The organism is Pseudomonas sp. GOM6, assembly GCF_029537485.1.
Classification (GTDB): Bacteria; Pseudomonadota; Gammaproteobacteria; order Pseudomonadales; family Pseudomonadaceae; genus Aquipseudomonas.
Genome location: NZ_JARPUS010000001.1, coordinates 1 through 24,969, shown reverse-complemented (window position 1 = coordinate 24,969; position 24,969 = coordinate 1). Strand labels below are relative to the sequence as shown.

Here is a 24,969-nt window from a genome sequence, read left to right as displayed (position 1 = left end):
AGGTGCTCACCATGATCCGCAAATGCCTGTTTCCCGCCGCCGGCTATGGCACCCGCTTCCTGCCCGCCACCAAGGCGATGCCCAAGGAAATGCTGCCCATCGTCAACAAACCGCTGATCCAGTACGGCGTCGAGGAAGCCCGCGACGCCGGCATGCAACAGATGGCCATCGTCACCGGGCGCGGCAAGCGCGCGCTCGAGGACCACTTCGACATCAGCTATGAGCTGGAGCACCAGATCCGCGGGACCGACAAGGAGCACTTTCTCGAAAGCACCCGCCAGCTGATCGAGCACTGCACCTTCTCCTACACCCGCCAGGTGGCCATGAAGGGACTGGGCCACGCCATTCTCTGCGGTGCGCCACTGATCGGCGACGAGCCCTTTGCCGTGGTGCTGGCCGACGACCTGTGCCTGAACACCGGCGGGGACGGCGTGCTGACGCAGATGGTCAAGCTGTTCAACCAGTTCCGCTGCTCGATCGTGGCCATTCAGGAGGTCCCGGCCGATCAGACCCACAAGTACGGCGTCATCGCCGGCGAGATGATCCGCGACGACCTGTATCGGGTGCACAGCATGGTGGAGAAGCCCAAGCCGGACGAAGCACCCAGCAACCTGGCGATCATCGGCCGCTACATCCTCACGCCGGACATCTTCGGCCTGATCGCCGACACCGAGCCGGGCAAGAATGGCGAGATCCAGATCACCGACGCCCTGCTCAAGCAGGCGCAGAACGGCTGCGTCCTGGCCTATCGGTTCAAGGGCCGGCGCTTCGACTGCGGCACCGCCGAAGGCTTCGTCGAGGCCACCAATTTCTGCTTCGAGGCCTTCCACGGCAAATAGGCCGTGAGTATCCGCCTTCGTCCCTTTGTCCACCTCGACGCCACCCCATGAACGCCTCCCCCATGCGCTTTCGCGCGGATATCAACGGCCTGCGGGCCTGGGCAGTGGCGGTGGTCGTGCTGTTCCATTTCGACGTCCCCGGGTTCTCCGGGGGCTTCGTCGGTGTCGACGTGTTCTTCGTGATCTCGGGGTTCCTGATGACCGGGATCATCGTGCGCGGTCTGCGCCAGCACGAGCGCCCCTTCTCTCTGCTGGCTTTCTACCTGGCGCGAGCCCGGCGCATCCTGCCGGCACTGGCGGTGCTCTGCGCCACCCTGCTGCTGCTCGGCTGGCCCTGGCTGCCGGCCACGGAGTACGCCGCACTGGGCCAGCAGGCCGTCGCCGCGCTGGGGTTCTTCTCCAACATCCTGTTCTGGCGGGAGGCGGGCTATTTCACCCGTGACGCCCACGACAACTGGCTGCTGCACACCTGGTCGCTGTCGGTGGAATGGCAGTGCTACCTGATACTGCCCGTGCTGCTCTGGATTACCTGGCGCGTGCTGCCGCGCCGGCAGGCTCTGGTGACGGTCCTCGCCCTCGGCTGCCTGCTGTCGCTGCTGCTCAGCGGGCTGGCGACGCCGGTCAAGACCAGTGCGGCGTTCTACCTGCTGCCCACCCGCGTGTGGGAGTTGCTGGCCGGCGGACTGGTCTACCTGCTGGCGACGCCGCTGAGGCTGGCCGCAGCATGGCGGACGGGCCTGGAAGCACTTGGCCTGGGGCTGATCCTGGCCGCCACCCTGGGCTTTTCCGCCGACACCCTGTGGCCGGGCTGGGCGGCGCTGGTGCCGGTCAGCGGCACCCTGCTGGTGCTGATCGCCGCGCGCCCGCACTCACGCTGGACCGGCAACCGCCTGGCGCAGTGGCTCGGCCGCTGTTCCTACTCGGTCTACCTGTGGCACTGGCCGCTGGCGGTGGTGTTGCGCTACCTGGAGCTGTCCGGGCAAGCGGCGGCGATACTGGTCGGCCTGGCGCTCAGCCTGGCCCTGGGGTGGGCGTCCTATCGCCTGGTCGAGCAGCCGTCGCGGGTGATGCTGCAGCGCCTGCCGCCGCTGCCGGCCACGTCCGCCCTGGTGGCGGCGACGCTGCTGGTGGTCCTGCCGGGCCTGCTGATTCAGCTGCGCCAGGGCGTGCCCGGACGTGTCCCGGCAGAGGTGGACGCGGTCTTCGCGGCGACCCGGGATGCCAACCCGCGTCGCGACGAATGCCTGCGCAATGAATTCAGCCAGGTGCCGGAATGCACCTACGGCGGCGAGCGGCTCGGCGTGATCGTTATCGGCGACAGCCATGCCGGCGCCCTGGTGCGCGCGGTGGAACAGGCGCTACCGACCTCCAGCCTGCATGTACTGGACTGGACCATGAGCAACTGCCCGACCATTGCCGGGATTCATGCGGTCGACCAGCTGGGCTACCGCTGCGGCGAATTCGTCGAGGGCAAGGCGGCGACCGACGATCCCGCACTGGGCACGGCACCGCTGCTGATCATCAACCGTACGTCCTACTACCTGTTCGGGCCCAACGAGCCGGACCGCACCCGTGAGGTAGCCGTGCCCTACCTGTACTTCACCACACCGTTCGCCACCCGCAGCCCGGCCTATCTGCAGGCCATGCGTGACGGCATCATCGAAACCGCCTGCCGCTTCGCCCGCCAGCGCCCGGTCTACCTGCTGCGCCCCACGCCCGAGCTGCGCCTGGACGTACCGCGCACCATGGGCCGCGCGCTGCTGCGCGGGGAGACAGTGCAGGTGAGCATCAGCCAGGCCGAGTACCACCAGCGCAACCACTTCGCCTGGCAGACCCAGAACCTGGCCGCCGAGCGTTGCGGGGTGCGGATTCTCGACCCGCTGCCGTACCTGTGCCCGGGTGACAGCTGCGCCGGGGATCGCGACGGGCTGCCGCTCTACACCGATGACGACCACCTCAATGCCCGCGGCGGCGAGCTGCTGGTTCCGCTGTTTCGCGACATGTTCGAGACCACCTCGGCGCCCGCGCCACAGAGGGCTGCGGGCGAACTGCACGCGCACTATCAACCGGGTAAGCAGCGATGATGCCGCACCGCTTCTACTCCCTCGACCTGCTGCGCGGGCTGGCCGCCCTCGTGGTGGTGTTCTGGCACTGGCAGCACTTCTTCTTCGACGGCAGCACCTTCGTGCCCTACGACCTGCAGGCCCAGCCGTTCTACGCGCTGTTCTTCTTCGCCTACCAGGCCGGCTGGCTGGCGGTGGACCTGTTCTTTTCGCTGTCCGGCTTCGTGTTCTTCTGGCTCTATGCCGACGCCGTGGCGGACCGCCGCGTCGGCGCCTGGCAGTTCTTCGTGCTGCGCTTTTCCCGGCTGTACCCGCTGCACCTGGTGAGCTTCCTGCTGGTGCTGGTCATGCAGCACTGGCTGCTGGCGAGCAGTGGCGACTACTTCGTGACGCCCTACAACGACGCCTATCACGCCCTGCTCAACCTGCTGCTGGTGTCGGGTTGGGGCCTGGAGCAGGGCCCCTCGTTCAACGGCCCGATCTGGTCGGTGTCGCTCGAGGTATTGATGTACCTGCTGTTCTTCATCACCTGTCGGGTGTTCGGCCTGCGCCTGGGATTGAACATCGCCCTGGTGCTGGCCGGCTTGGCGCTGATGACCGTGCACCCCATTCTCGGCAGAGGGCTGTTCTCGTTCTTCCTGGGCGGCCTGCTGTTCCAGCTCTATCGCGAACTGCACCGGCGCCAGTGGGTGCGGCCCATCGCGCCGTTCGTCATCGGCGCCGCTGCGCTGCTCTGGCTCGCGACCCTCAGCGAAGTGCACCGGCCCTGGCTGCTGCCCTGGCTGCAAGCCCAGCTGGGCAGCTACCTACCGCCGTCGCTGGCCCAGCAGCTGCCGGCCATCCTGCTCAAGCTGAGTCGGCTGCTGGTGGTGGGCCTGCTGTTTCCGCTGACCATTCTGGCGCTGGTGCTCGGCGAAACCCTGCGTGGCCATCTCGGTCGACGCCTGGCCAGCATCGGCGACCTGACCTACGCCATCTACCTGCTGCACTTCCCGCTGCAGCTGGCGCTGTTCATCGCCGTGCGGCAGCTGGGCATCGCCTCCGACCTCTTCTACGAGCCGTGGGCACTGCTGCTGTTCTTCGCCCTGCTGCTCGCCCTGTGCCTGCCGACCTATCGCTACTTCGAGCGGCCCGCCCAGGATGCCCTGCGCAAGCTGCTGCTCCAGCAACCCCGCGTCCAGTTCCCGATCGAGGTGAAACGATGACCCGCCGCCCCGCGGTTTTTGTCCTGCTGGCGCATGGCTTCGGCGCCGCCCGGTGGAACCGGCTGTACAAGGCCGGCAAGATCATTGGCCTGAACGAGGAATACGCTTACGGCTATCACCATGCGGAGAAATACGGTGTCGCCGTCACCTATTCGGAAGATGCCGACGAAGGGCTGTTCGCCAAGGTGGTACGCCTGGGAATAGGCGCGCTACTGGGATTCGACCTGGTGCACGCCTGGCGCAATCGCCGCGCTTTCTTCGCCGCCGAAGTGGTCTGGACCCATACGGAAAGCCAGAGCCTTGCCGCCACCCTGCTCTGCCGCCTGTACCCGCGCCGGCAAGCGCCACGCCTGATCCTGCAATCGGTGTGGCTATGCGACCGCTGGGACAGCTTCGGCAAGCTGCGCCGCTGGTGCTACCGGACGCTGCTGCAGCGGGCCGACATCCTGACCTTCCTGTCGCCGCTCAATCAGGCCAGGGCGCAGGAGATCTTTCCGGGCAAGCGCTGCGAACTGGTGCGCTTCGGCATCGCCACCGGAGGCCTGCGCGCGCCCAAGGCACCGGCCGCTGGCAGCAGACTGCAGCTGCTCTCCCTCGGTAATGACCGTCACCGCGACTGGCCCACGCTGGTGGCCGCCGTGCACGGCCAAGCACAGCTAGAGCTCACCATCGTCTCCGCCACGATCAATCAAAGCCTGGTGGCCAACATGGAGAACTGCCGGGTAGTCAAAGCCCGGCATAACGATGAGCTGGAAGCGCTGTTCGCCCAAGCCGATCTGGTGATCGTACCGCTGGTGGACAACCTGCACGCCTCCGGCATCACCGTGGTGGAGGAAGCCGTGATCAAGGGCTGCCCGGTGATTGTCAGTGACACCGGCGGCCTGCGCGCCTACTTCGCTGACGACGATGTCCGCTACGTGCCCCCTCACGATCCGCTGGCATTGCGCCAGGCCATTGAAACGCTGGCCCGCGACACGGAAGGAGCGCTGGCCATGGCGCGCTCGGCGCAGAGCAAAATCGGCTGTCCGGGCCTGAGCGCCGAGTCCTTCGCCCGGCAGCACGCCGAGCTGAGCCTGGCATTGCTGGCCGATGCCGGGCAAGCCAGCACAGCGCACACCTCACAGCAAACGGCCATGTGAGGGCCATACTCTGATCTGTCGTCACCCCGCCAGGAATTCTGGATGAGCCGCTATCTCGCTTTGCTCTGCTTCCTTTGCGTGCTCGGCGTCACCCTGATACTGGGGCTGCGCAGCGATCCCGTACCACAGCTGTTCGAGCATCAGGACTGGCTGCATCACCTCGCTGCCTTCGCCGCGCTGGCCTGCAGCGCACGCCTGGCTTTCGTGCGCAGCCACCTGTGCTGGGTCGGGCTCTACTGCCTCCTGCTGTCACTGGGTATCGAACTGGCCCAGGGCCTGCTGCCGCGGCGCACACCCGCGCTTGATGACATGCTGGCCAATGTCGCCGGCGTTTGTCTGGGGCTGCTGACCGCCAGCCTGATCCGGCGCCTGCAGCGCCCAGCCGCGCTGCAGATGCTGCGCTGAACCTCAGCGGGGCTGCGCCCGACGCTCGCGAAAGTGTTCGCTGGCCAGCACCGCCAGCGCGCAGCACACCACGAAGGTGGCGGCGTTGGCCGGGATCTGCAGGTTGAAGTCGACGAACGCATGCAGCAGCAAAGCGATCAGCGCCAGCAACACGCCCGCACCGACGCCGCTGCGGTAGGTCGACTCGCGCATCCACATGGCCCGCACCGCATGGAACAGGGCCAGCAGGACGAAGGCCGCCAGCGGCAGGCTGCCCAGCACGCCGTACTCGATCAGGAACTGCAGGTAATCGTTGTGCGCGTGGTCGAACGCCGCGTCGATCTGCGCGCTGGCCACCCGCGGAAACACCACCTCGAAGCTCCCCGCCCCGTGACCGTCCCACCAGCGCTCGTGCAGCAACTGGATGGCGTCCTCATAAACCTGCGCACGCAGGTCGTTGGCTTCCAGCACCACGCCCTGGCTGCTCAGGTCGGCCTGCAGCTGCGTGCTGCTCAGACGATCCGCCAGCTTCTCCAGGCCGAAGTACTGGCTGATGATCAGCAGGTCGATAAGGATCAGGCTGGCCAGAATCAGGCCGTTGCGCAGGCGATGCTGACGATTGAGCAGCAGGAACAGGCCGCCGACCAGCAGCAGGCTGGTAAAGAACGCCGTATTGCCCATCCGCGAATGGCTCATCACCAGGGCGATGACCATCACCACCAGCGCCAGGCGCAGGCGTGCCTTGGGGCCCAGCAGCATTTCCAGCAGGTTGACCCAGCTGAACGGGCGCTCGTCACGCAGCGCCAGGAGCAGGCCGATCCCGGCGGCCATGGTCAGCTCCAGGTAGCCGGCCAGGTGATTGCGGTTGATGAAGGTACCGGTCGCATGGCCGATATAGGCCGTCTTGCTCTGCAGAAAGCCCCACTCCACCCCGGACAGGGTCATGGCCGCACCGTAGAAAGCCTGCAGCGTGCCACTGACCACCAGGCAGCCGAGCAGCAGGGTCAGGCGCCTACGGGTGCGGAACAGGTCAACCACCAGCAGGAACAGCAAGCCATAGGCTAGGCCGAGCATCAGCGCCTCGAAGCTCGCCGCCAGATCGGCCGTCCGCCCGCTCAGGCACTGGATCAGCACCCACACCTGGCTCAGCAGCAGCAGCCCCAGCATCGGCAGGCCCGCCTTGAGGGTCGGCCCGACGGCGCGGTTGCGGCGGTAGCGATTGATCGCCCAGCCCAGGCCGAGCACGGCACAGAACAACACCAGCAGGGCGATGGACCAGTCGCGATTGCTGCCCTGGGGCAGCGGTATCCAGAGCAGCAGAACCAGCACACCGGCCATCAGGGCGCGTTCGAGACTGGGCAATGAACAGGTCATGAGCATTCCTTGCTGGAGAAAAGACTGTTCGCGCTGCGACATGTGGCAGGCCGCTCTATTGAGGCATGCTTGTCCTGCAAATTCGTTGCAGGCACGTGCAGCCCTTACCTTGCAATGATCAGACCGCACGCCCCCGGCGGCCTGGCGCCACGGTGCCCCCTGCAGGCGCGGCGCCAGGCTCTGCACAAAAGCGGCGCAGCACAATGCAAAACGCCCCGAACCTGACGGTCGGGGCGTTTTGCATTTCAGCGGCCGGGCGCGGGGCGTCAGCGCGTGGTGTAGCGCGCCTTGGGCGTGGCCATCGGCACCACGTCCCCGTCCAGCGGCAGGAAGGTACCGCGCTCGGCGTCGTAGGCGCGAATGGCGCTAGTCTCGATGTCGTAGACCCAGCCATGGATGAACAGCTGGCCGCTGGCCACGCGCGCCGCCACCGACGGGTGGGTGCACAGGTGGTTGAGCTGGGCCACCACGTTTTCCTCGGTGAGGATGCCCAGGCGGTCGTGGCCCTCACAGCCACAATTCGCCTCGACCACCTTGAGCGCCACTTCGCTGTGGCGCAGCCAGGCTTTTACCGTGGGCATGCTTTCCAGGCTCTCGGGAGCCAGCACCGCTTTCATCGCGCCGCAATCGGAGTGGCCGCAGACGATGATGTGCTGCACGCCCAGGGCCAGCACCGCGTATTCGATGGCGGTGGAGACGCCACCCATCATCTGCCCGTAGGCCGGCACCACGTTGCCGACGTTGCGGCTGACGAACAGGTCGCCCGGCGCGCTCTGGGTGATCAGCTCGGGCACGATGCGCGAATCGGCGCAGGTGATGAACATGGCACGCGGGTTCTGCGCGGTGGCCAGCGCCTTGAACAGCTCTTCCTGCTGCGGGAAGACTTCGTGACGGAAACGTTTGAAGCCGCCGACGATGGCGCTCAACGCCTCATCGGCGCTCTCCGGCGCGGTGCGCGCCTGCAGGGGAATGGCGTTGTGCTTGTAGGGCATTGCTTCTACCTCGTGCTGATACTGTCGCGCGGCTGCGAAGACGGAGATTATCGACCTGCCATGCGGACAGCCGCCAGCCTCGAAGAGTCACAAATTAGAGTAAGGACAGTTGCTGGCCCGGTGCAGTGAACTGGCTGCAATCCAGCTGGAAACGACGCCGATCCAGGCCAAACCGCTTGCGCGCCAGGGCAAAACGCTGCGCCAGGAGGTCGGCAAAGGCGCCCTCCCCGCGCATGCGGCTGCCGAAGCGGCTGTCGTAGCTCTTGCCGCCCCGCGACTGGCGAATCAGGCTCATCACATGCTCGGCGCGCTCGGGAAAATGCGCAGCCAGCCATTCCTCGAACAGCTCGGCGATTTCCAGCGGCAGGCGCAGCAGCACATAACCGGCCGAGCGCGCGCCGGCCTCGCTGGCCGCTTGGAGAATTCGCTCCAGCTCCATGTCGTTGATCATCGGAATCACCGGCGCGACCATCACCGCCACCGGCACGCCGGCCTTGTCCAGCTCGCGCAGGGTGCGCAGGCGAGCGCCTGGCGAGGCGGCGCGCGGCTCCATGATGCGTTTCAGCTCGTCATCCAGAGTGGTGATACTCAGCGCCACTTTCACCAGATTGTGCGCAGCCAGCTGCTGTAGCAGGTCGAGGTCGCGCAACACCAGCGAACTCTTGGTGATGAGGTGCACGGGGTGACGAAAGCGCAGGAGGATCTCCAGGGCCTGGCGGGTCAGGCGCTGCTCGCGCTCGATAGGCTGGTAGGCATCGGTGTTGATGCCCAGGGCGATGGGCTGGGGCACATAGCCCGGCTTGCTCAGTTCCTCTTCCAGACGCTCGGCCAGGTTGGTCTTGGCGATCAGCCGGGTCTCGAAGTCGATGCCCGGCGACAGGTCCCAGTAGGCATGGCTGGGCCGGGCAAAGCAGTAGATACAACCATGCTCGCAGCCGCGATAGGGATTCACCGACAGGTCGAAGCCGACATCCGGCGAGTTGTTGCGGCTGATCACCGTCTTTGCCCGCTCGACCCGCACCTCGGTGGCGCGACAGGGCGGCGTCTCTTCCTGGAACCAGCCGTCATCTTCGACCTGACTGCGGGTCGGGGCAAAGCGGTTGTGCGGATTGCTGGCGGTGCCGCGACCACGGGGCGGCGAGTTGAACGACATGGCAGGCGCTCCAAATACTGTATATATAAACAGTATTTGGCTTGACCCGAAAACGCCAGCGGTATTCGTCGCCCCAAGGCTAGGGATCGACGCGGCCCATCAGTTCGCTGACCGATTCCGGCCGGTTGGCAAAGCGCTGCGCCAGCACCGCGCAGACCATCAGCTGGATCTGGTGAAACAGCATCAGCGGCAGGATCAGCAGGCCGATGCTGCTGCCGGCGAACAGCACCTGGGCCATCGGCACACCGGTGGCCAGGCTCTTCTTCGAGCCGCAGAACAGAATGGTGATGCGGTCCTCCTGGTTGAAACCGCACAACCGCGCGGCCCCGTAAGAGAGGGCCAGCGCCAGGGCCAGCAGCACGCAGCAGGCCAGCACCAGCCCGGCCAGCGCCGGCAACGGCACCTGCTGCCAGAGCCCTTCGACCACCGCCGCGCTGAAGGCGCCGTAGACCACCAGCAGGATCGAGCTCTGGTCGACATAGCGCAGCCAGTGCTTGTTGCGCCCCACCCAATCGCCGATCCAGCGCCGGGCGATCTGCCCGGCGATGAATGGCAGCAGCAATTGCACGGTGATCTTGCCGATGGCGTCCAGGGTCGAGCCGCCGTCGCCCTGTACATCCAGCAGCAGAGCCACCAGCAAGGGCGTGAGGAAGATGCCGAACAGGCTGGAAGCGGCGGCGCTGCAGATCGCCGCGGCGACATTGCCGCGCGCCAGCGAGGTGAAGGCAATGGCCGACTGCACCGTGGCGGGCAGTGCGCAGAGGTAGAGCATGCCCAGGTACAGCGCGTCGCCGGTCAGCGGCGCCAGCAGCGGCTTGAGCGCCATCCCGAGCAACGGAAAGACGACGAAGGTGCAACTGAACACCAGCAAGTGCAGACGCCAGTGGCTGGCCCCGGCGATGATCTGCTCGCGCGACAGCTTGGCACCATGCAGGAAGAACAGCAGACCGATGGCCAGGTTGGTCAGCCAGCCAAACGCCACGGCCATCTGGCCGCTGACCGGCAGCAGGCTGGCCAGCAGGACCATGGCGATCAGCGCCTGGGTAAAACCATCGGGGAGGAAACGACGCAGCATGATGGGACTCGGCTTGCGGTGGCGGGAGTGGGCAACTTATCGTGAACGCCGATTTCCGACTAACGCCAACAAGCCAGCCAATGTCGACTAACGGACAAATCGACACCGTGCAACGCACAGTTCCCGAACTGACGCAGCTGCCCAGGCCGCTGTATGGCCGCGTCGAGTCGCTGCCCAACCGTGCGCTGACCTTCGTCCACAGCCATCCCTGGGTACAGCTGTCCTACGCCATCGCCGGCGTGCTGGAGGTGCAGACCGTCGGCGCCCGCTACGTCGCCCCGCCGCAGCGGGCGGTGTGGGTGCCGGCGGGTGTCGAACACCGCGTGTTCAGCTCGCCGCGCACCGAGATGCGCAGCCTGTATATCGACTGTCGGGTCGTGCCCTGGGGCGCGGAACAGTGCCAGGTGCTGGCGGTCAGCCCGCTGCTGCGCGAGCTGATCAATGGCTTCAGCCGCTTTCCGGCCGAGTACGACGAACAGGGAGCCGCGGGAAGACTCAGCGCCGTGCTGCTCGATCAACTGCAGGCGGCCGAGGTGATGCCGCTGTCCCTGCCATTGCCGCGTGACGCGCGCCTGCGCCTGATCTGCGCGGGACTGGGCGAGACCACGCAACAGCACCTGAGCCTGGCTGACTGGAGCCAGCAGCTGGGGGTTTCCGAGCGGACCCTGAGCCGCCTGTTCCTGCGTGAAACCGGGCTGACCTTTCGCGCCTGGCGCCAGCGTCAGCGCCTGCTCGATGCGCTGACGCCGCTGGAACAGGGCGAGCGGGTCACCGACGTGGCGCTGGCCTGCGGCTACGACTCGCTGTCGGCCTTTATCGCCGCGTTCCGCATGCAGTTCGGCGCCACGCCCGGGGAGTTCTTCCGCCCGCTCAGACCGTAGCCCGGATGCAATCCGGGGAATGCTCGACACATCACCACGCGGATTGCATCCGGGCTAGGTTGTCACTCGCCGGGCTTTTTCAGCTTGGGGTTGGGAAAGAACTGCACCGTCTGCCCCTTGCTCGGCGCCGCCGGCTTGGCTGCGGCCTGATTGACCCGCGTACCCAGCTCCCGAGGCACCGACTGGCCCTGGGCGTTGAGGGTGTCGGCATAGCCACAGGCCACGCACTCGCGGTTGGGCACGCCATCGACGTTCCACATCTTGATGGTGTCCTGGCCGCTGCACGCCGGGCACACGGCGCCAGCGATGAAGCGCTTGGGCGTCACCTCGCTCATGCCGCCTCCGCGCTCAGGCCGAGGTGGCGCAGCAGCGCGTCGATACTCGGCTCGCGGCCACGGAAGTCGACGAACAGCACCATCGGCTCCTGCGAGCCGCCACGAGCCAGCACCGCCTCACGGAAGGCGCGGCCGGTCTCGGCGTTGAACACGCCCTCCTCCTCGAACTTGGAGAAGGCGTCGGCGCTCAGCACTTCAGCCCACTTGTAGCTGTAGTAACCGGCCGCATAACCGCCGGCGAAGATGTGCGCGAAGCCGTTGGCGAAACGGTTGTAGGCCGGCGGGCGCAGCACCGACACCTCGTCACGCACGCCTTCGAGCACGTCCAGCACGCTGCGGCCATCGCCGTGGCTGGCGTGCAGCTCGAAGTCGAACAGGCTGAATTCCAGCTGGCGCACCATCATCAGGCCGGACTGGAAGTTCTTCGCCGCCAACATCTTGTCGAGCATGGCCTGGGGCAGCGCCTCGCCGGTTTCGTAGTGGCCGGAGATCAGCGCCAGGCCGTCCGGCTCCCAGCACCAGTTCTCCATGAACTGGCTGGGCAGCTCCACCGCGTCCCAGGCCACACCGTTGATACCCGAAGCGCCGGCATGCTCGACGCGGGTCAGCAGGTGGTGCAGGCCGTGGCCGAATTCGTGGAACAGGGTGGTGACTTCGTCGTGGGTCAACAGCGCCGGCTTGCCGCCGACGGCTGGCGTGAAGTTGCACACCAGGTTGGCCACCGGGCTGATCAGCTGGCCAGCCGCATCGCGACGCTTGTCGCGAGCACCGTCCATCCAGGCGCCGCCGCGCTTGTTGGCACGGGCGTAGAGGTCGAAGAAGAAGCGGCCAACGTGCTGGCCGTTCTCGCGGATCTCGAACAGGCGCACGTCCGGATGCCAGCTGTCGAAACCGGACAGCTCCTGGATCTGGATGCCGTAGAGCTTCTCGACGATGGCGAACAGACCGCTGAGGACCTTGTCGATCGGGAACCAGGCACGCACCTGCTCCTGGGAGATGCTGTAGCGCTGCTCACGGAGCTTCTCGCTGTAGTAGCCGACGTCCCAGCTCTGCAGGTCGTCCAGGCCCTGCTCGGCGGCGAAGGCCTTGAGCTCGGCCAGGTCCTGTTCAGCAAAGGGCTTGCTGCGCACGGCCAGGTCACGCAGGAAATGCAGCACCTGCTCGGTGGATTCGGCCATCTTGCTGGCCAGCGACAGCTCGCTGTAGTTGGCGAAGCCGAGCAGCCTGGCCAGCTCCTGACGCAGGTCGAGGATCTCGGCCATCACCGGCGTGTTGTCGTTCTGCCCGGCGTTCGGCCCCTGGTCGGAGGCGCGGGTGCAGTAGGCGGCGTACACCTCTTCGCGCAGGGCGCGGTCGTCGGCGTAGGTCATCACCGCGAAGTAGCTGGGGAATTCCAGGGTGATCAGCCAGCCGTCCAAACCCTTGGCCTCGGCGGCCTGGGCCATCTGTGCCTTGGCCGAGTCGGTCAGGCCGGCCAGGGCCGCTTCGTCGCTGACGTGCTTGGTCCAGGCCTGGGTGGCGTCGAGCAGCTGGTTGGAGAACTTGCTGGTCAGCTCGGAGAGCTTCATCTGGATCTCGCCGTAGCGCTTCTGCTGCTCGGCCGGCAGGTCGATGCCGGAGAGGCGGAAGTCGCGCAGGGCGTGTTCGAGGATGGTCTTCTGCGCCACGTCGAAACCAGCCGCCTCGGGGCTGGCGGCCAGTGCCTCGTAAGCCTGGAACAGCGGCTTGTTCTGGCCCATTTCGGTCCAGAACTCGGACAGCTTGGGCAGGCAGGCCTCGTAGGCGGCGCGCAGTTCGGCGTTGTTGCACACGGCATTGAGGTGGCTGACCGGGCTCCAGGCGCGGCCCAGGCGGGCGTTCAGCTCGTCCAGCGCCAGCACCAGGCCGCTCCAGCTCGGGCTGGTGCGCTGGGCGTCCAGCAGGGCAGCAATGGCCGCACGGCTGTCGGCGAGGATCTGGTCGACGGCGGGCTCGACGTGCTCGGGCTTGATCTGGGAGTACGGCGGCAGGTCGAAGTCTTGCAGCAGGGGATTGTTCGCGGTCACGGGCGGCACCTTGGCGTCACGGAATGCCGGCCATAGTAATACAAGCGTCGCACCCTGCCGCAGCAAAGCGCTCTATGGCGATGATAAATCCGGCGCCCAGTGCATCACCCGGTCACGTCCACCGCTCTTGGCCGCATACAGCGCACTGTCGGCAGCGGCAAACAGTTGCTCGGGCGAGTCGAACGGCCCTTCGCCCAGGCTGGCGATGCCGATGCTCAGGGTCAGCGGCGCATCACTGCGGCTGGCCTGGCGCAGTTCGCGGCGCAGGCGCTCGGCCAGCACCTCGGCGGCCTCGGCCTGGGTGCCCGGCATGATCACGGCGAACTCCTCCCCCCCGTAACGGCAGGCGGTATAGGGCCGGCGCACCTCGATCTGCAGCAGCCGCGCCACCTCCTGCAGCACGCGGTCACCAGCCTGGTGGCCGAAGTCATCGTTGAAACGCTTGAAGTGGTCGATGTCCAGCAACAGCAGGCTCAGCGGCTGGTCGTATTCGCGGTACTGCTGGAAGTGCTCGCGCATGCGCTCATCGAACTGGCGGCGGTTGGCCAGGCCGGTGAGGGCATCGCGGTAGCTGTCGCGGTGCAGGTCGCGCACCCGGGCGCCGAGGGCCAGGGACAGCAGCAGCATTTCGATCAGCGAACCGATCTGGAAGGCGTTCTGGGTCAGCCAGTTGTGCGGCAGCAGGCCGAAGGTCTTCAGCATGTACACCGTCACGCCCGTCAGCAGCGCACTCCAGGCCATCAGGTAATAACGCGACGGGCGGCTGCCGGAGACGAACGAGGCAATGCCCAGCAACAGCAGGTGCAGGGTGACGACCAGGGTGACGTAGGAGAACGGCTGGATCAGCTGGGCATAGGTGAACAGCGGGATGGCCAGCAAAAGCAGCAGACAGACGCCCTGCAGGCCTCGCGCGATCAGATCCAGGCGCGGCGCACGGCTGCGGGTAGCGAGGATGGTGCGGGTGAACTTCAGGCTGCCGAACAGCGACAGGCCGAGCAGCACCAGCAGGCTGTCGTTGGCCAGCTGCGGGCTGCCCGGCCAGAAGAACTGGTAGGTCAGGCCGTTGTGCACGGCCATGTACAGGCCATAGCAGCAGACATAGAACAGGTAGAACAGGAAGGCGCGGTCGCGCACCGCCAGGAACATGAACAGGTTGTACAGCACCAGCGCCAGGAAGCCACCGTAGTAGCAGCCGTAGGCCAGCTGTTCCAGGCTGATGCGCTCGACCAGCGCCTGCGGCGAATACAGGCTGAGGGCGATATTGACCGGGCCACCGGAGGCATAGCGCAGGTAGTAGGTGCGCTGGCTGTTGGCCGGCAGGTCGAGCACGAAAAGGAAGTCACGGTGCTGCACTTCGCGGCTGACGAAGGGGGTGCGATCGCCGGTACGACGCACCTGCCAGTTGCCCTGGTCATCCTGTGACCAGAATTCCAGCCAGTCGATCAGCGGGTAGTCCTGGCGCAGCAGCACTTCCTGATGCCGATCGTGCGGGTTGCTCAGGCGCAGACGCACCCACCAAGCCGAGGAGCTGAAACCGAAATTGGCCGACTCGGCCGTGTTGTCCTGAAACGCCAGCGACTGCACCTGTTCCAGGGTCAGCGTGCCCTGCGGGTCTTCCAGCAACTGCAGGTGCGGTGACAGGTTACCGCCATCCAGAATCGCCCCTTGCAACGCCAATGGCTCGGCACGGGCCAGCCCCGCCAGCAGGCAAAGGCACAACAGCCACCCCAGACGCGGCTTCAACAGGCAGAACATCAGCAAACCTCCCGCCTGGCTGGCGGTTGTCATTATGGTTCCCGCAAACGGCGGGGGAACTGCCGCGGATTCTGCCAGCCGAAATAGCGCTGTGCCATCACCGGGCGGCGAACGGTGGCGGTTACAATTGCGAGCCTAGTCAATCGAGGAGAGTCGCGGTGAGCATTCGCACCTATCAACAGATCACCCCGCAACTGGGCCCGCGCGCCTTTGTCGATGCCAGCGCCGTGGTGATCGGCGACGTGGTGCTGGGCGAGGACGCCTCGGTGTGGCCGATGGCCGTGGTGCGCGGCGACATGCACCGCATCCGCATCGGCGCGCGCAGCAGCGTGCAGGACGGCAGCGTGCTGCACATCACCCACGCCGGGCCCTTCAACCCGGACGGCTACCCGCTGCTGATCGGCGACGAAGTCACCATCGGCCACAACGTCACCCTGCACGGCTGCACCCTGGGCAACCGCATCCTGGTCGGCATGGGCAGCATCGTCATGGACGGTGCCGTGGTGGAAGACGAGGTGGTGATCGGCGCCGGCTCCCTGGTGCCGCCGGGCAAGGTGCTGCAGAGCGGCTACCTGTACGTCGGCAGTCCGGTGAAGCAGGCCCGCGCCCTGACCGACAAGGAGCGCGCCTTCTTCAGCTACAGCGCAGCCAACTACGTGAAGCTGAAAGACCTGCACCTGGCCGAAGGCTACGACGCCAGCGATAAGTGAGCGACATGCACTACCGCAGGATTCTGTTCGACCTCGACGGCACCCTGACCGACCCGCGCGAGGGCATCACCCGCTCGGTACAGCATGCGCTGGCCCAGTTGGACATCCACGAACCCGACCTGGCGGCGCTGGAGCACTTCATCGGCCCGCCGCTGCTGCAGTGCTTCATGAGCACCTACCAGCTCAGCGAGGAACAAGGCTGGCAGGCGGTGAACCACTATCGCGAGCGCTTCAAGGTTACCGGCCTGTACGAGAATCGTGCGTTCGACGGCATCGACGCCCTGCTCGCCCGCCTGGTCGACCAGGGGCGTACCCTGTACATCGCCACCAGCAAGCCGACCGTGTTCGCCCGCGAGATTGCCCGCCACTTTGGCTTCGACCGGCATTTCAAGGTGATCTACGGCAGCGAACTGGACGGCACACGCACCGACAAGGTCGAGCTGATCGCCCACCTGCTGCGGGAAGAAGGCCTGAACCCCGCGGACTGCCTGATGATCGGCGACCGCAAGCACGACCTGATCGGCGCCCACCGCAACGGCCTGCACGCAGCCGGCGTCGGCTATGGCTTCGGCAGCCGCGAGGAGCTGCTGGGCGAGGCCCCGGCCTACTACTTCGCCAGCCTGCCGGAGTTGGCCCGGGCCTTCGGCTAGCCGTTGCGCTGGTAGATGATCTTCTTGCTGCCACCCTCGCAACTGCCGACCACCATGCCGGGGTCTTCGACCTCGGCGTTCGGCACGATTTCCAGGGTGTAGCTGGCAACGCCGGCGGCCTGGATCTTCACCTCGATTTCCTCTTTCAGCTCCTCGCAAGGCTTGGGCGCCGCCAGGGCCGCACTGCTGAACAGACAGGCCGCCGACAGGGTTATCCACCGTTTCATCGCTCACCTCCCGATCAACACATCCCATCTGACCTCCCTGACGGGAGTCGGTTCTAGCGACTCGCGGCCAGCGCCCGAAGCGCCCTGTCACGTTCTTCGGCCGGCAGTTCAGCCAACTCCGCGGCTCGCTGATAAAAACGCGACCAATCGCCGTCGGCCTGCTCGAACAGCCCGGCGAAGGCGTCTACCCACTGGTCATAGAGGCCAAAGGGCAGCAACCGGGCGTTGTTCAGCGGCGCGTTGATCCAGGCGTCGTACCGCGTGTCGCCCTGCCACTGGCTGTCGCGCAGTGCCACGTAGTCCTGGCGCAGACGGGAAAACTCGGCGGCTTTGCCCTGACGCTTTTGCTCATCACTGACGACGCTGCCATAGAGGACTTGCAGGCGTTCGCGGCTGGCCAGGATCAGTTCGGTGAACTGCCGACGCTGGCGTTCCTCGTCCGCCGCCAGTGGCGCCAGACCACGCGCGGTACGCCACTGGCGCAGGCCCTGGCGCTCGACGAAGCTGGCAAAGGACTCGTTGAACGCGGTGTCGTCGGCCACATACAGCTGTTGATGGGCCAGTTCATGGAAGATCACCGCCGCCAAGCGCTCATCGCCCCAGCGCAGCATGGTGTTGAGGATAGGGTCAGCGAACCAGCCCAGGGTGGAATAGGCCTCGATGCCGGCGACGTAGGTATCCAGGCCCCGCTCCTGCAGCAAGGCAGCCGAACCACGGGCACGCCCCTGCTGGTAGAAGCCGCGATAGGCCACGCAGCCGGCAATGGGGAAACAGTGGGTCAACGGCGCCAGCGACAGCTCCGGCGTGGCGAACACATTCCACACCACATAGGGCCGTTCGAGGTCGGCATACAGGCGGTAGCTGCGATTATCCGGCAGCTGCAGCGTGCGGCTGGCGAAGTCCCGCGCCTGCTGGGCCAGGGCCAGGCGGCGCTTGAGTTCGGCATCACGCGTCGGGTCGGCCAGCAGCTTATCTACCGGCTCGCGGGCAGACAGCAGGGCCAACTGACCTTGGCCGAGCTGGGCGTAATAGTCGAGGCTGGCACAACCGTTCAGCAGCAGGCCGAGCAGTAACGGAACCAGCCGCCAGCGACAGAGGTCGAGTAGGGCAATAGACATGCTCGCGAGCCTAGGCAGTACCTCCGCACTTGTCGATGCCCACGCTCAGGAAGCCCGTCATGCGTCTCTCTCTTATGCTCTGCCTGTTGCTCCCCCTCAGCGGCTGCGCCCAGCTCTGGCTGCGTCATGATCCGAGCATGGCCTGGCTCGACCTCGCCCCGGCCCAGGGCCAGCGACTGGGCATCGCCCAAGTGGACGGCCACGACCTGGGCGATGCCGACTATGTACAGCTGTCACCCGAACACCACGAAGTGCAGGTGCGCCTGCACTTCGAAGTGGCGGCGGAGAATGTCGGTACGCCAGGCCAGCCTCTGCCACGCACCTGCCTGCTGAACCTGCAGTACGCCGGTTTCGCCGCCGGCCAGCGCTACCGCCTGGAGACCGGCAGCCACGGCTTCCGCCCCTGGGCCAAGCTGCGCGACCAGCACGGCTACACCCTGGCCACCGCCCGTGAAGGGCGCTGCGGCGATGTCTGATCGGCGCTATGCTGGCCACTCTGCCCGGAGGAACGTCCTCATGCGCCTACCACTCCTGATCGCCACGCTCGCCCTCGGCGCCTGTGCCAGTCCGCTGCCGCAGCCCGACCCACAACAAGCCTGGGTCGACCTGCAGATTCGCGCCGGCTACACCCTGATGGCCCATCGCCTGGACAACCAGCGCTGGGACGATGGCCGCTACTTCCAGGTCAGCCCCGGCGCCCATGACCTCGACGTCCGCTTCCAGTTCGAGGTCGCCGGCGGCGGCAGCGATTTCAGCAGCGAGCCGGTCACCATGACCTGTCACCTGCGCTTCAGTTACGCCGATTTTGCCGCCGGCCAGCGTTACCGCATCGAGGCCCGCCCCCTGCAGTACAAAGCCCAGGGCTGGCTGTACGACACCGCTGGCCAGGTGCTGACGCGGGCCAAGGTACAGCGTTGCAACACCTTCGGTTGAGCGGCGCGCCGCGACAGGGTAAAAAGCGCCTCCCTCGGCTACCCTCTCAGCCGTGATCAGCCTGCCAGGAGCCACCCGTGGAAGAAGTCATCGAACAACTGCGCGAACTCAACGAGCCGGTACCGGTGCCGCTGGAGCTGCCGGACGAGGAAACCCTGGTGGAGATCCAGGAGCAGATCCTCATCCACCTGCCCTTTGAACTGCGCGAATTCCTGCTCAAGGTCAGCGACGTGGTCTACGGCCGTCTCGAGCCGGTGACCGCCACGGACCCGCAATCTCACACCTACCTGCCGGAAGTCGCCTCGGTGGCCTGGGACCTGGGCCTGCCCCGCGATCTGGTGCCGCTGTGCCAGGACGGTCGCGACTACTACGCCGTGGATGTGGAAGGCCAGGTGGTGTTGTGGGACGGCGACGAGGGCGAGCTGACCGACGAGAGCTGGGACTCGGTCTGGCACTGGGTACGCGACGTCTGGCTGGGCGAGTAGGCGCACGTCGCGCGCATGGGTACGCCGCAGCCTGGGGCGCTCCCCGGCTGTTTCGCGGCTAAAGCCGCTCCCACAAAAAGAGCAGTGCGTAGGGCGGGGCTTGTTACACGCGGCCACTTCTAGGCCAGCCGATCAGGGCAGGTAGATCCGGAACTCGCCACCGCCCAGCGGCCCGCCATTGCCCAGTTCGATGCGCCCACAGCGCTCGCCGCGGCGATGCAGCTCGGCGATGCGCGCGGCGAAGTACAGGCCCAGGCCGGTACTGCCGCTACTCTGGTTAAGGCCGAGGACATAGTCGCCCTGCTGCTCGATCATCGCCTGCGGGTAGCCAGCACCATCGTCGTTGACGCACAGCAGCAGTTCGCCGCCTTCCTCACGCGCGCTGATCAGCAGGGCGCTGCGGGCGTAGCGGATGGAGTTGGCGATGACGTTGGCCAGCACCGAGCCGATCAGCTCCTGGTCGAAGAAACCCATCAGGTCGAAGCTCTCCACCTCGCCGCGGGCGGCAATGCCACGGCTGTCGAGCACATCCTGGTGGCGCGCCAGCTGGGCGCCGATGAAATCGTCCAGCTCGTGGTGGGCAGGAAACAGCGGCAGCTGATTGACCCCCAGCTTGTACAGGCCGAGCAGCTGCACCAGCATGCCGTTGAGGCGGGCGAACTCGTACTCGATCACCCCGCGCTCGGCGCCACCCTGCAGCTCGGCCGGCAGCTGCGCCAGCCAGCGCGCGTGCGACTGGCCGAGCAGGGCCAGGGAGTTCTTCATGTCGTGCACGGTGGAGGCGATGACGGTGGCGATATCCAGCCCACTCATGCGCCGAACGCTCGCTGGCGCAGCTGCTGGTAGCGCTCGTAGCGCGGGTCGCTGGCGGGAATCATATGCACCGCATCGAGGCAGGCGCGGCACTCGGCACGGGCGTCGTCGGCCATCGGCTCGCCCAGGCGCAGCAGGGCCTGAGCGACATTGAGGGCGATGCTGATGTTCTTCGGCTGCAGGGCCAGGGCCCGGCGAAACAGTTCCAGGGCATCGGCGGCGCGCCCCAGCTGATAGGCACGCACGCCCTGGCGATTGAGCTCCACCGCCTCCTTGGCGCCGCCGAGAATGGCCGGATCGTCGGTCAGCCGGGCCACCCCGCGCAGCACGTTGGCATCGTCGCCGTAGATTTCCACGCAGCTCTTCAGCAGTTGCTGGCTGGCGGCCTGCTGGCCGAGCGCCTGCAGCTGCGCGGCCACGCTCAGCGCGGCTTCGGCGGAAAAGAATTCGCCCAGGCTGTCCAGCTCTGCCGCGGCCTGCCCGGCCAGTTCGGCGGCACGTGCGTTGTCGCCGTTCTTCTGCGCCGTGTTGGCCTGCATCAGGCGGCTGCGCACCCGCACCGCACGATCCTCGGCGTAGTGGCTGTCCAGCTCGGCCAGGGCCTGGTTGATCTCGGCCTGGGCGCGCTTGTCCAGCGGCTCGTCGCCGGACTCGGACAGCAGCGCCTGGCTCAGGCCGAGGTAGCTCTCCGGGGTCTTGAAGCGCGAGTTGCGCCCCTGCTCCACCGCGCTGCGATAGGCCTTGCTGGCGCTCTGAAAGTCCTGGTTGTCCATGGCCAGCTTGCCCAGCTGCGCCTGCCGGCGGATGGCCAGCGGCGACAGGCGTACCGCATCCTCCAGCACGCCCTGCGCGCGCTTGCCCTCGCCCTGGGCAGCCAGCACGGCGGCCAGACCGTCGTACAGCCCCGGCTGCATGGGAAAGGCCTGCAGCGCCTTCTCGTACAGCTGCCGGGCGTGCTCGTGCTCGCCGCGGCGCAGCAGCAGGCCACCGAGCGCCTGGTAGGCCCAGGGAATCGCCCGCTCAGCCAGCACGGCATTGAGCAGGCGTTCCAGCTCTTCGTCACGGCCCAGCTCGCGCAGGGCACCGGCCTTGTAGCGCTGGCACAGCGGCAGCAGGCGCTTGTCCTGCTGCGCCAGGCGCTCGCAGGCATTCAGCACCTCGCCGGGAATGCGCTTGTCCAGCGCCTGCAACACCGGCCTGAGCAGGTTCTTGCGCTCCACCAGCTTGTCCAGGCGCTGGGCCAGGCTGGCGCGGTTGAAGGGTTTGGTCAGGTAGGCATCCGGTTCATGCTCCAGGGCGCTGAGCACCATGGCCTGGCTGCTCTCGGCAGTGACCATGACGAAGATGCACTGATGGCTGATCAGGCGCAGGGTGAGCAACTCCTCCAGCACCTGCTGGCCGTTCTTGCCGGTGCCCAGGTTGTAGTCGTGGAGGATGATGTCGTAGCGCTTCTGCCGGCACAGGGCGATGGCTTCCTCGCCACGGTTGGCGGTGTCCACGTCACGCGCACCCATCTCGCGCAGCATGGCCTTGACCGAGCTGAGGAAGTCGTTGAAGTCGTCGACGACCAGAAAGCGCTGCTGGCTGTAGTCCTGCATCGAATGCCCCGGGTGCGAAAAGTCGTTTCAGTGTATGCCAGGAAAAACCTTCGCACCGGCAGCCCACTACGCCGGCGGACTCAGCACCGGCTGCGCCCGCCGCCCCGGCGCACTTTCCAGCTCCAGCAGGTTGAGCAGGAAACGCGCGAAGTAGAGCAGGTCCTGCTCCATGGCCTGACGCGCGGCCTTGGCATCACCAGCCTCGATGGCGGCAAAGGCTTCCTCGTGGAAGTCGTTGAGCCGTAGCGACAGGTCGGCGCCGGTGAACAGACGATTGAAGAACGGGCCGATCTGCAGCCACAGCGACTCGATGGAGCGCAGCAGCACCGGGTTGCCGCAGGCGCCATACAACTGCAGGTGGAACTGGCTGTTGGCGTCCAGATAGGTCTGCACGTCACGCTGCTCGATGGCCTCGTCCATGCGCGCCACGCAGTCGCGCAACTCGGCCAGGTCGGCGGCTTTCAGGTTGGGCGTGGCCAGCTCCACAGCCAGGCCCTCCAGGCCCAGGCGTACCTGGAAGATGTTCTGGTAGCGCTCGCGGGTCATCGCCGGCACCCGCACCGAGCGTTGCGGCTCGCCTTCCAGCGCACCCTCGGCCACCAGGCGCTGCAGTGCGGCGCGCACCGGCATCGGGCTGGTGCCCCACTCGGCGGCGAGGTCGCGGATCTTCAGCCGCTGGCCAGGCTGGAAACGCCCGGCCAGCAGGCCTTCACGAATACGTTGGTAGAGCTGTTCCTGCAGATTGTCGGCCATCGTCAGTCACCCATGAACCGGTGGTGCAGGGAGTTGAGCGAGGGTCAGCGAGCAATTGCGCATGAAGGATTCCTTTGGCTTAAGAAGGCCGCTCCAGAACGGCGCAGGGGGATTCTAATAGCTCACGGCGTCTTGTTCTCTATCAGGCAATTACCGCCATCCACGACGAGGACCTCGCCGGTGATATAGCTGGCCTCGCGCGAGGCGAGAAAGGCCACTGCCGCAGCCACTTCTTCCGGACGCCCGGCACGGCCTAGCGGCGTGTACTCGGCGGCCTGCTTCTCTTCCTCGGTGGAGGAACCGGTGGCGATCCAGCCCGGCGCCACGCTGTTGACCGTGATGCCCTGCCTGGCCACTTCCAGCGCTAGGCCCATGGACAGGCCGAGCATCCCCGCCTTGGCCGCACTGTAGGCCGCCTCGCCGGGATTGCTGCCGCGCGTGCCGGTGGTGGAGCTGATATTGACTATGCGCCCGTAGCCACGGGCACGCATGCCCGGCAGCACGCCACGGGTGAGCAGGAAGGCCGTGCCCAGGTTGCGCGCGATGGACAGGTTCCAGGTGGCCAGATCCATGTCCGCCAGTTCGGCGAACGGCTCCGGGCTGCCCTGCATGGCCATGCCGGCGTTGTTCACCAGAATGTCGAGCCGTTCCCACTGCGCCTCGGCCCAGGCCACCAGCGCGGCGACCTGGTGCTCATCGGTCAGGTCGGCAGCGTAACCCCGTGCTTCAATACCTGCAGCGCAGAGTTCGGCGACCCGCTGTTCGATGCGCGCACTGCTGGCCGTGACCAGCACGCGGGCACCGGCCTGGCCCAGGCGCCGGGCAATGGCCATGCCGATGCCGCTCTCGCTGCCCGCGCCGCTGATCAGTGCCACCTGTTCGTTGAACTGCATCCGGCTGATCCTTGTGATCACAAAATTGATTTAAATCTAATACCAATCACCCATTAATGCATCTATTGCCATTTTTGTGATCACAAAATAGCATGTGCAGAAATTCGAACGAGGTGTGCAACATGACAGCCAGCGGTATCAGCCCATCCGCCGTGGAAACCTTCTTCGCCCGCGAGCGCGAACTGTTCCTGGCCCGTAATCCGAAGTCCGTGGCGCTCGCCGAGCGCGCGCGTCACTCCCTGTACGGCGGCGTGCCGATGCACTGGATGGCCGACTGGTCGACCCCGGTGCCGCTGTTCGTCGAACGTGCCAAGGGCGCGCGTTTCTACGACGTCGACGGCCACGAGCACATCGACTTCTGCCTGGGCGACACCGGCACCATGTTCGGCCATTCGCCGGACCCGATTGCCAAGGCCATCGCCGAACAGGGCAACAACGGCCTGACCACCATGCTGCCGGGCGAGGACGCCGTGGTCTGCGGCGAACTGCTGGCCGCGCGCTTCGGCCTGCCATTCTGGCAGGTCACCGCCACCGCCACCGACTCCAACCGCTACGTACTGCGCTGGGCGCGCGAGATCACCCAGCGCAAGACCCTGCTGGTGTTCGACGGCTGCTACCACGGCACCGTCGACGACGTAATGGTGCGCTACCGCGACGGCGAAACCGTGCCGCGCTCCGGCCTGGTCGGCCAGGCCTACGACCTGACCCAGTACAGCCGCTCGATCCCGTTCAACGATGTTGAAGCGCTGGAAGCGGCGCTGGCTGAGGGTGATGTCTGCGCCCTGCTGTGCGAGCCGGCGATGACCAACATCGGCATGGTCCTGCCCGAGCCGGGCTTTATGCAGAAGTGCCGGGAACTCACACGTAAATATGGTTCGTTGCTGATCATCGACGAGACCCACACCATCTCTACCGACATCGGCGGCTGCACCAAACTGTGGAACCTCGACCCGGACTTCTTCGTGGTCGGCAAGCCGATCGCCGGCGGCGTGCCCTGCGGCATCTTCGGCTGCAGCGCCGAGATGGCCGAAGCCATGAGCGCCGCGCGCAAACGCGCCAGCGAGAACAGCCATGGCCACGGCCACAGCGGCATGGGCACCACCCTGTCGGCCAACGCCCTGGCCATGCACTGCATGCGCGCCAACCTGGAACAGGTGATGACCCCGGCGGCCTACGCGCACATGCTGCCACTGGCCAAGCGCCTGGCCGATGGATTCCGCAGCCTGATCAGCAAGCACGACCTCAAGTGGTCGGTGACCGAGCTGGGCGCGCGCAGCGAGTTCCAGTTCTGCCCGGTGTCGCCGAAGACCGGTGCCGAAGCCGAGGCCGCCTTCCACGATGAGCTGCAGATGGCCATCCACCTGTACCTGATCAACCGCGGCATCCTGATCACCCCGTTCCACAACATGACCCTGTGCTGCCCGAGCACCACCGAGGCCGATGTGGACAAGCTGATCAGCATGCTCGACCAGGCCATCAGCGAACTGCTGGCCATCCCCGGCGCCCGCCTTTAACTCCCTCTCCCGTTTACGGGAGAGGGCTGGGGAGA

At 66.4% G+C, this 24,969-nt stretch carries 25 protein-coding genes; 12 read left to right on the top strand and 13 right to left on the bottom strand.

The features are described from left to right. Window positions 1-11: 11 nt before the first annotated feature. Genes galU through P7A97_RS00105 form a run of 5 tightly spaced genes read left to right on the top strand, consistent with a single transcriptional unit; the run spans window position 12 to window position 5,651 of the window. Window positions 12-839 carry a UTP--glucose-1-phosphate uridylyltransferase GalU gene (gene galU / locus P7A97_RS00125; protein WP_277687891.1) on the top strand — a complete coding sequence of 276 codons (828 nt, stop codon included), beginning with the start codon at window positions 12-14 and terminating at the stop codon, window positions 837-839. A 47-nt stretch (window positions 840-886) separates the two neighbouring features. Continuing rightward, the gene (locus P7A97_RS00120; RefSeq protein WP_277687890.1) at window positions 887-2,923 is read left to right on the top strand and encodes an acyltransferase family protein; all 2,037 of its coding nucleotides are present in this window, start codon (window positions 887-889) and stop codon (window positions 2,921-2,923) included. Further along, window positions 2,920-4,107 carry an acyltransferase gene (locus tag P7A97_RS00115; protein ID WP_277687889.1) on the top strand — a complete coding sequence of 396 codons (1,188 nt, stop codon included), beginning with the start codon at window positions 2,920-2,922 and terminating at the stop codon, window positions 4,105-4,107. Before P7A97_RS00120 ends, P7A97_RS00115 begins: the two co-directional genes overlap by 4 nt. Then, complete coding sequence (locus P7A97_RS00110; protein ID WP_277687888.1) at window positions 4,104-5,246, top strand: glycosyltransferase; 1,143 nt, start codon at window positions 4,104-4,106, stop codon at window positions 5,244-5,246. The genes P7A97_RS00115 and P7A97_RS00110 overlap by 4 nt, the downstream gene beginning before the upstream one ends. A 42-nt stretch (window positions 5,247-5,288) precedes the next feature. Continuing rightward, complete coding sequence (locus P7A97_RS00105) at window positions 5,289-5,651, top strand: VanZ family protein (protein ID WP_277687887.1); 363 nt, start codon at window positions 5,289-5,291, stop codon at window positions 5,649-5,651. Window positions 5,652-5,654: 3 nt separating this feature from the next. Here P7A97_RS00105 and P7A97_RS00100 read toward each other — a convergent pair whose 3' ends face one another. The 4 genes from P7A97_RS00100 to P7A97_RS00085 all read right to left on the bottom strand — a co-directional run bounded on the left by P7A97_RS00100 (window position 5,655) and on the right by P7A97_RS00085 (window position 10,224). Further along, window positions 5,655-7,004: an O-antigen ligase family protein gene (locus tag P7A97_RS00100; protein WP_277687886.1), complete on the bottom strand. Its 1,350-nt coding sequence runs from the start codon at window positions 7,002-7,004 to the stop codon at window positions 5,655-5,657. 266 nt (window positions 7,005-7,270) lie between these two features. Next, window positions 7,271-7,996, bottom strand: coding sequence for a carbonic anhydrase (locus P7A97_RS00095; RefSeq protein ID WP_277687885.1), 726 nt, complete (start codon window positions 7,994-7,996; stop codon window positions 7,271-7,273). 94 nt (window positions 7,997-8,090) lie between these two features. Further along, window positions 8,091-9,149, bottom strand: a complete 1,059-nt coding sequence (locus tag P7A97_RS00090) for a PA0069 family radical SAM protein (RefSeq protein WP_277687884.1) — start codon at window positions 9,147-9,149, stop codon at window positions 8,091-8,093. 79 nt (window positions 9,150-9,228) lie between these two features. Continuing rightward, complete coding sequence (locus P7A97_RS00085; protein ID WP_277687883.1) at window positions 9,229-10,224, bottom strand: bile acid:sodium symporter family protein; 996 nt, start codon at window positions 10,222-10,224, stop codon at window positions 9,229-9,231. 80 nt (window positions 10,225-10,304) lie between these two features. Between P7A97_RS00085 and P7A97_RS00080 the strand changes: the two genes are divergently transcribed. Continuing rightward, the gene (locus tag P7A97_RS00080; protein ID WP_277687882.1) at window positions 10,305-11,105 is read left to right on the top strand and encodes a helix-turn-helix transcriptional regulator; all 801 of its coding nucleotides are present in this window, start codon (window positions 10,305-10,307) and stop codon (window positions 11,103-11,105) included. Window positions 11,106-11,167: 62 nt separating this feature from the next. On the opposite strand, the gene P7A97_RS00075 is transcribed toward P7A97_RS00080, so the two are convergent. The 3 genes from P7A97_RS00075 to P7A97_RS00065 all read right to left on the bottom strand — a co-directional run bounded on the left by P7A97_RS00075 (window position 11,168) and on the right by P7A97_RS00065 (window position 15,273). Continuing rightward, a complete protein-coding gene (locus P7A97_RS00075; protein WP_277687881.1) occupies window positions 11,168-11,440 on the bottom strand; it encodes a YheV family putative zinc ribbon protein in 273 nt (90 codons plus the stop codon). Further along, on the bottom strand, window positions 11,437-13,485 hold the full coding sequence (gene prlC / locus P7A97_RS00070; protein WP_277687880.1) for an oligopeptidase A: 2,049 nt from the start codon (window positions 13,483-13,485) through the stop codon (window positions 11,437-11,439). The genes P7A97_RS00075 and prlC overlap by 4 nt, the downstream gene beginning before the upstream one ends. A 72-nt stretch (window positions 13,486-13,557) precedes the next feature. Further along, the gene (locus tag P7A97_RS00065; protein ID WP_277687879.1) at window positions 13,558-15,273 is read right to left on the bottom strand and encodes a diguanylate cyclase; all 1,716 of its coding nucleotides are present in this window, start codon (window positions 15,271-15,273) and stop codon (window positions 13,558-13,560) included. Window positions 15,274-15,398: 125 nt separating this feature from the next. Between P7A97_RS00065 and P7A97_RS00060 the strand changes: the two genes are divergently transcribed. Both P7A97_RS00060 and P7A97_RS00055 read left to right on the top strand, forming a co-directional pair. Next, on the top strand, window positions 15,399-15,950 hold the full coding sequence (locus P7A97_RS00060) for a gamma carbonic anhydrase family protein (RefSeq protein ID WP_277687878.1): 552 nt from the start codon (window positions 15,399-15,401) through the stop codon (window positions 15,948-15,950). Window positions 15,951-15,955: 5 nt separating this feature from the next. After that, window positions 15,956-16,600, top strand: coding sequence for an HAD family hydrolase (locus P7A97_RS00055; protein ID WP_277688359.1), 645 nt, complete (start codon window positions 15,956-15,958; stop codon window positions 16,598-16,600). Here P7A97_RS00055 and P7A97_RS00050 read toward each other — a convergent pair. Further along, entirely contained in the window at window positions 16,597-16,827 is a 231-nt protein-coding gene (locus P7A97_RS00050; protein ID WP_277687877.1) for a DUF1161 domain-containing protein, read from the bottom strand. The two genes, P7A97_RS00055 and P7A97_RS00050, sit on opposite strands and share 4 nt — an antisense overlap. A gap of 53 nt (window positions 16,828-16,880) precedes the next feature. Beyond that, window positions 16,881-17,945, bottom strand: a complete 1,065-nt coding sequence (locus P7A97_RS00045; RefSeq protein WP_277687876.1) for an aminopeptidase — start codon at window positions 17,943-17,945, stop codon at window positions 16,881-16,883. A gap of 59 nt (window positions 17,946-18,004) precedes the next feature. Between P7A97_RS00045 and P7A97_RS00040 the strand changes: the two genes are divergently transcribed. The 3 genes from P7A97_RS00040 (at window position 18,005) to P7A97_RS00030 (ending at window position 19,363) form a co-directional block, all read left to right on the top strand. After that, window positions 18,005-18,421: a hypothetical protein gene (locus tag P7A97_RS00040; protein ID WP_277687875.1), complete on the top strand. Its 417-nt coding sequence runs from the start codon at window positions 18,005-18,007 to the stop codon at window positions 18,419-18,421. A gap of 40 nt (window positions 18,422-18,461) precedes the next feature. After that, window positions 18,462-18,878 carry a hypothetical protein gene (locus tag P7A97_RS00035; RefSeq protein WP_277687874.1) on the top strand — a complete coding sequence of 139 codons (417 nt, stop codon included), beginning with the start codon at window positions 18,462-18,464 and terminating at the stop codon, window positions 18,876-18,878. Window positions 18,879-18,955: 77 nt separating this feature from the next. Next, complete coding sequence (locus P7A97_RS00030) at window positions 18,956-19,363, top strand: SMI1/KNR4 family protein (protein ID WP_277687873.1); 408 nt, start codon at window positions 18,956-18,958, stop codon at window positions 19,361-19,363. A gap of 132 nt (window positions 19,364-19,495) precedes the next feature. On the opposite strand, the gene P7A97_RS00025 is transcribed toward P7A97_RS00030, so the two are convergent. The 4 genes from P7A97_RS00025 to P7A97_RS00010 form a co-directional block, all read right to left on the bottom strand. Continuing rightward, window positions 19,496-20,176: a HAMP domain-containing sensor histidine kinase gene (locus P7A97_RS00025; RefSeq protein WP_277687872.1), complete on the bottom strand. Its 681-nt coding sequence runs from the start codon at window positions 20,174-20,176 to the stop codon at window positions 19,496-19,498. Beyond that, entirely contained in the window at window positions 20,173-21,774 is a 1,602-nt protein-coding gene (locus P7A97_RS00020; RefSeq protein ID WP_277687871.1) for a tetratricopeptide repeat-containing response regulator, read from the bottom strand. Before P7A97_RS00020 ends, P7A97_RS00025 begins: the two co-directional genes overlap by 4 nt. 66 nt (window positions 21,775-21,840) lie before the next feature. Further along, entirely contained in the window at window positions 21,841-22,527 is a 687-nt protein-coding gene (locus P7A97_RS00015; protein WP_277687870.1) for a GntR family transcriptional regulator, read from the bottom strand. A gap of 122 nt (window positions 22,528-22,649) precedes the next feature. Further along, window positions 22,650-23,420 carry an SDR family NAD(P)-dependent oxidoreductase gene (locus P7A97_RS00010; RefSeq protein WP_277687869.1) on the bottom strand — a complete coding sequence of 257 codons (771 nt, stop codon included), beginning with the start codon at window positions 23,418-23,420 and terminating at the stop codon, window positions 22,650-22,652. Window positions 23,421-23,542: 122 nt separating this feature from the next. Between P7A97_RS00010 and P7A97_RS00005 the strand changes: the two genes are divergently transcribed. Next, entirely contained in the window at window positions 23,543-24,934 is a 1,392-nt protein-coding gene (locus P7A97_RS00005; protein ID WP_277687868.1) for an aspartate aminotransferase family protein, read from the top strand. The last annotated feature ends 35 nt before the right edge of the window (window positions 24,935-24,969 follow it).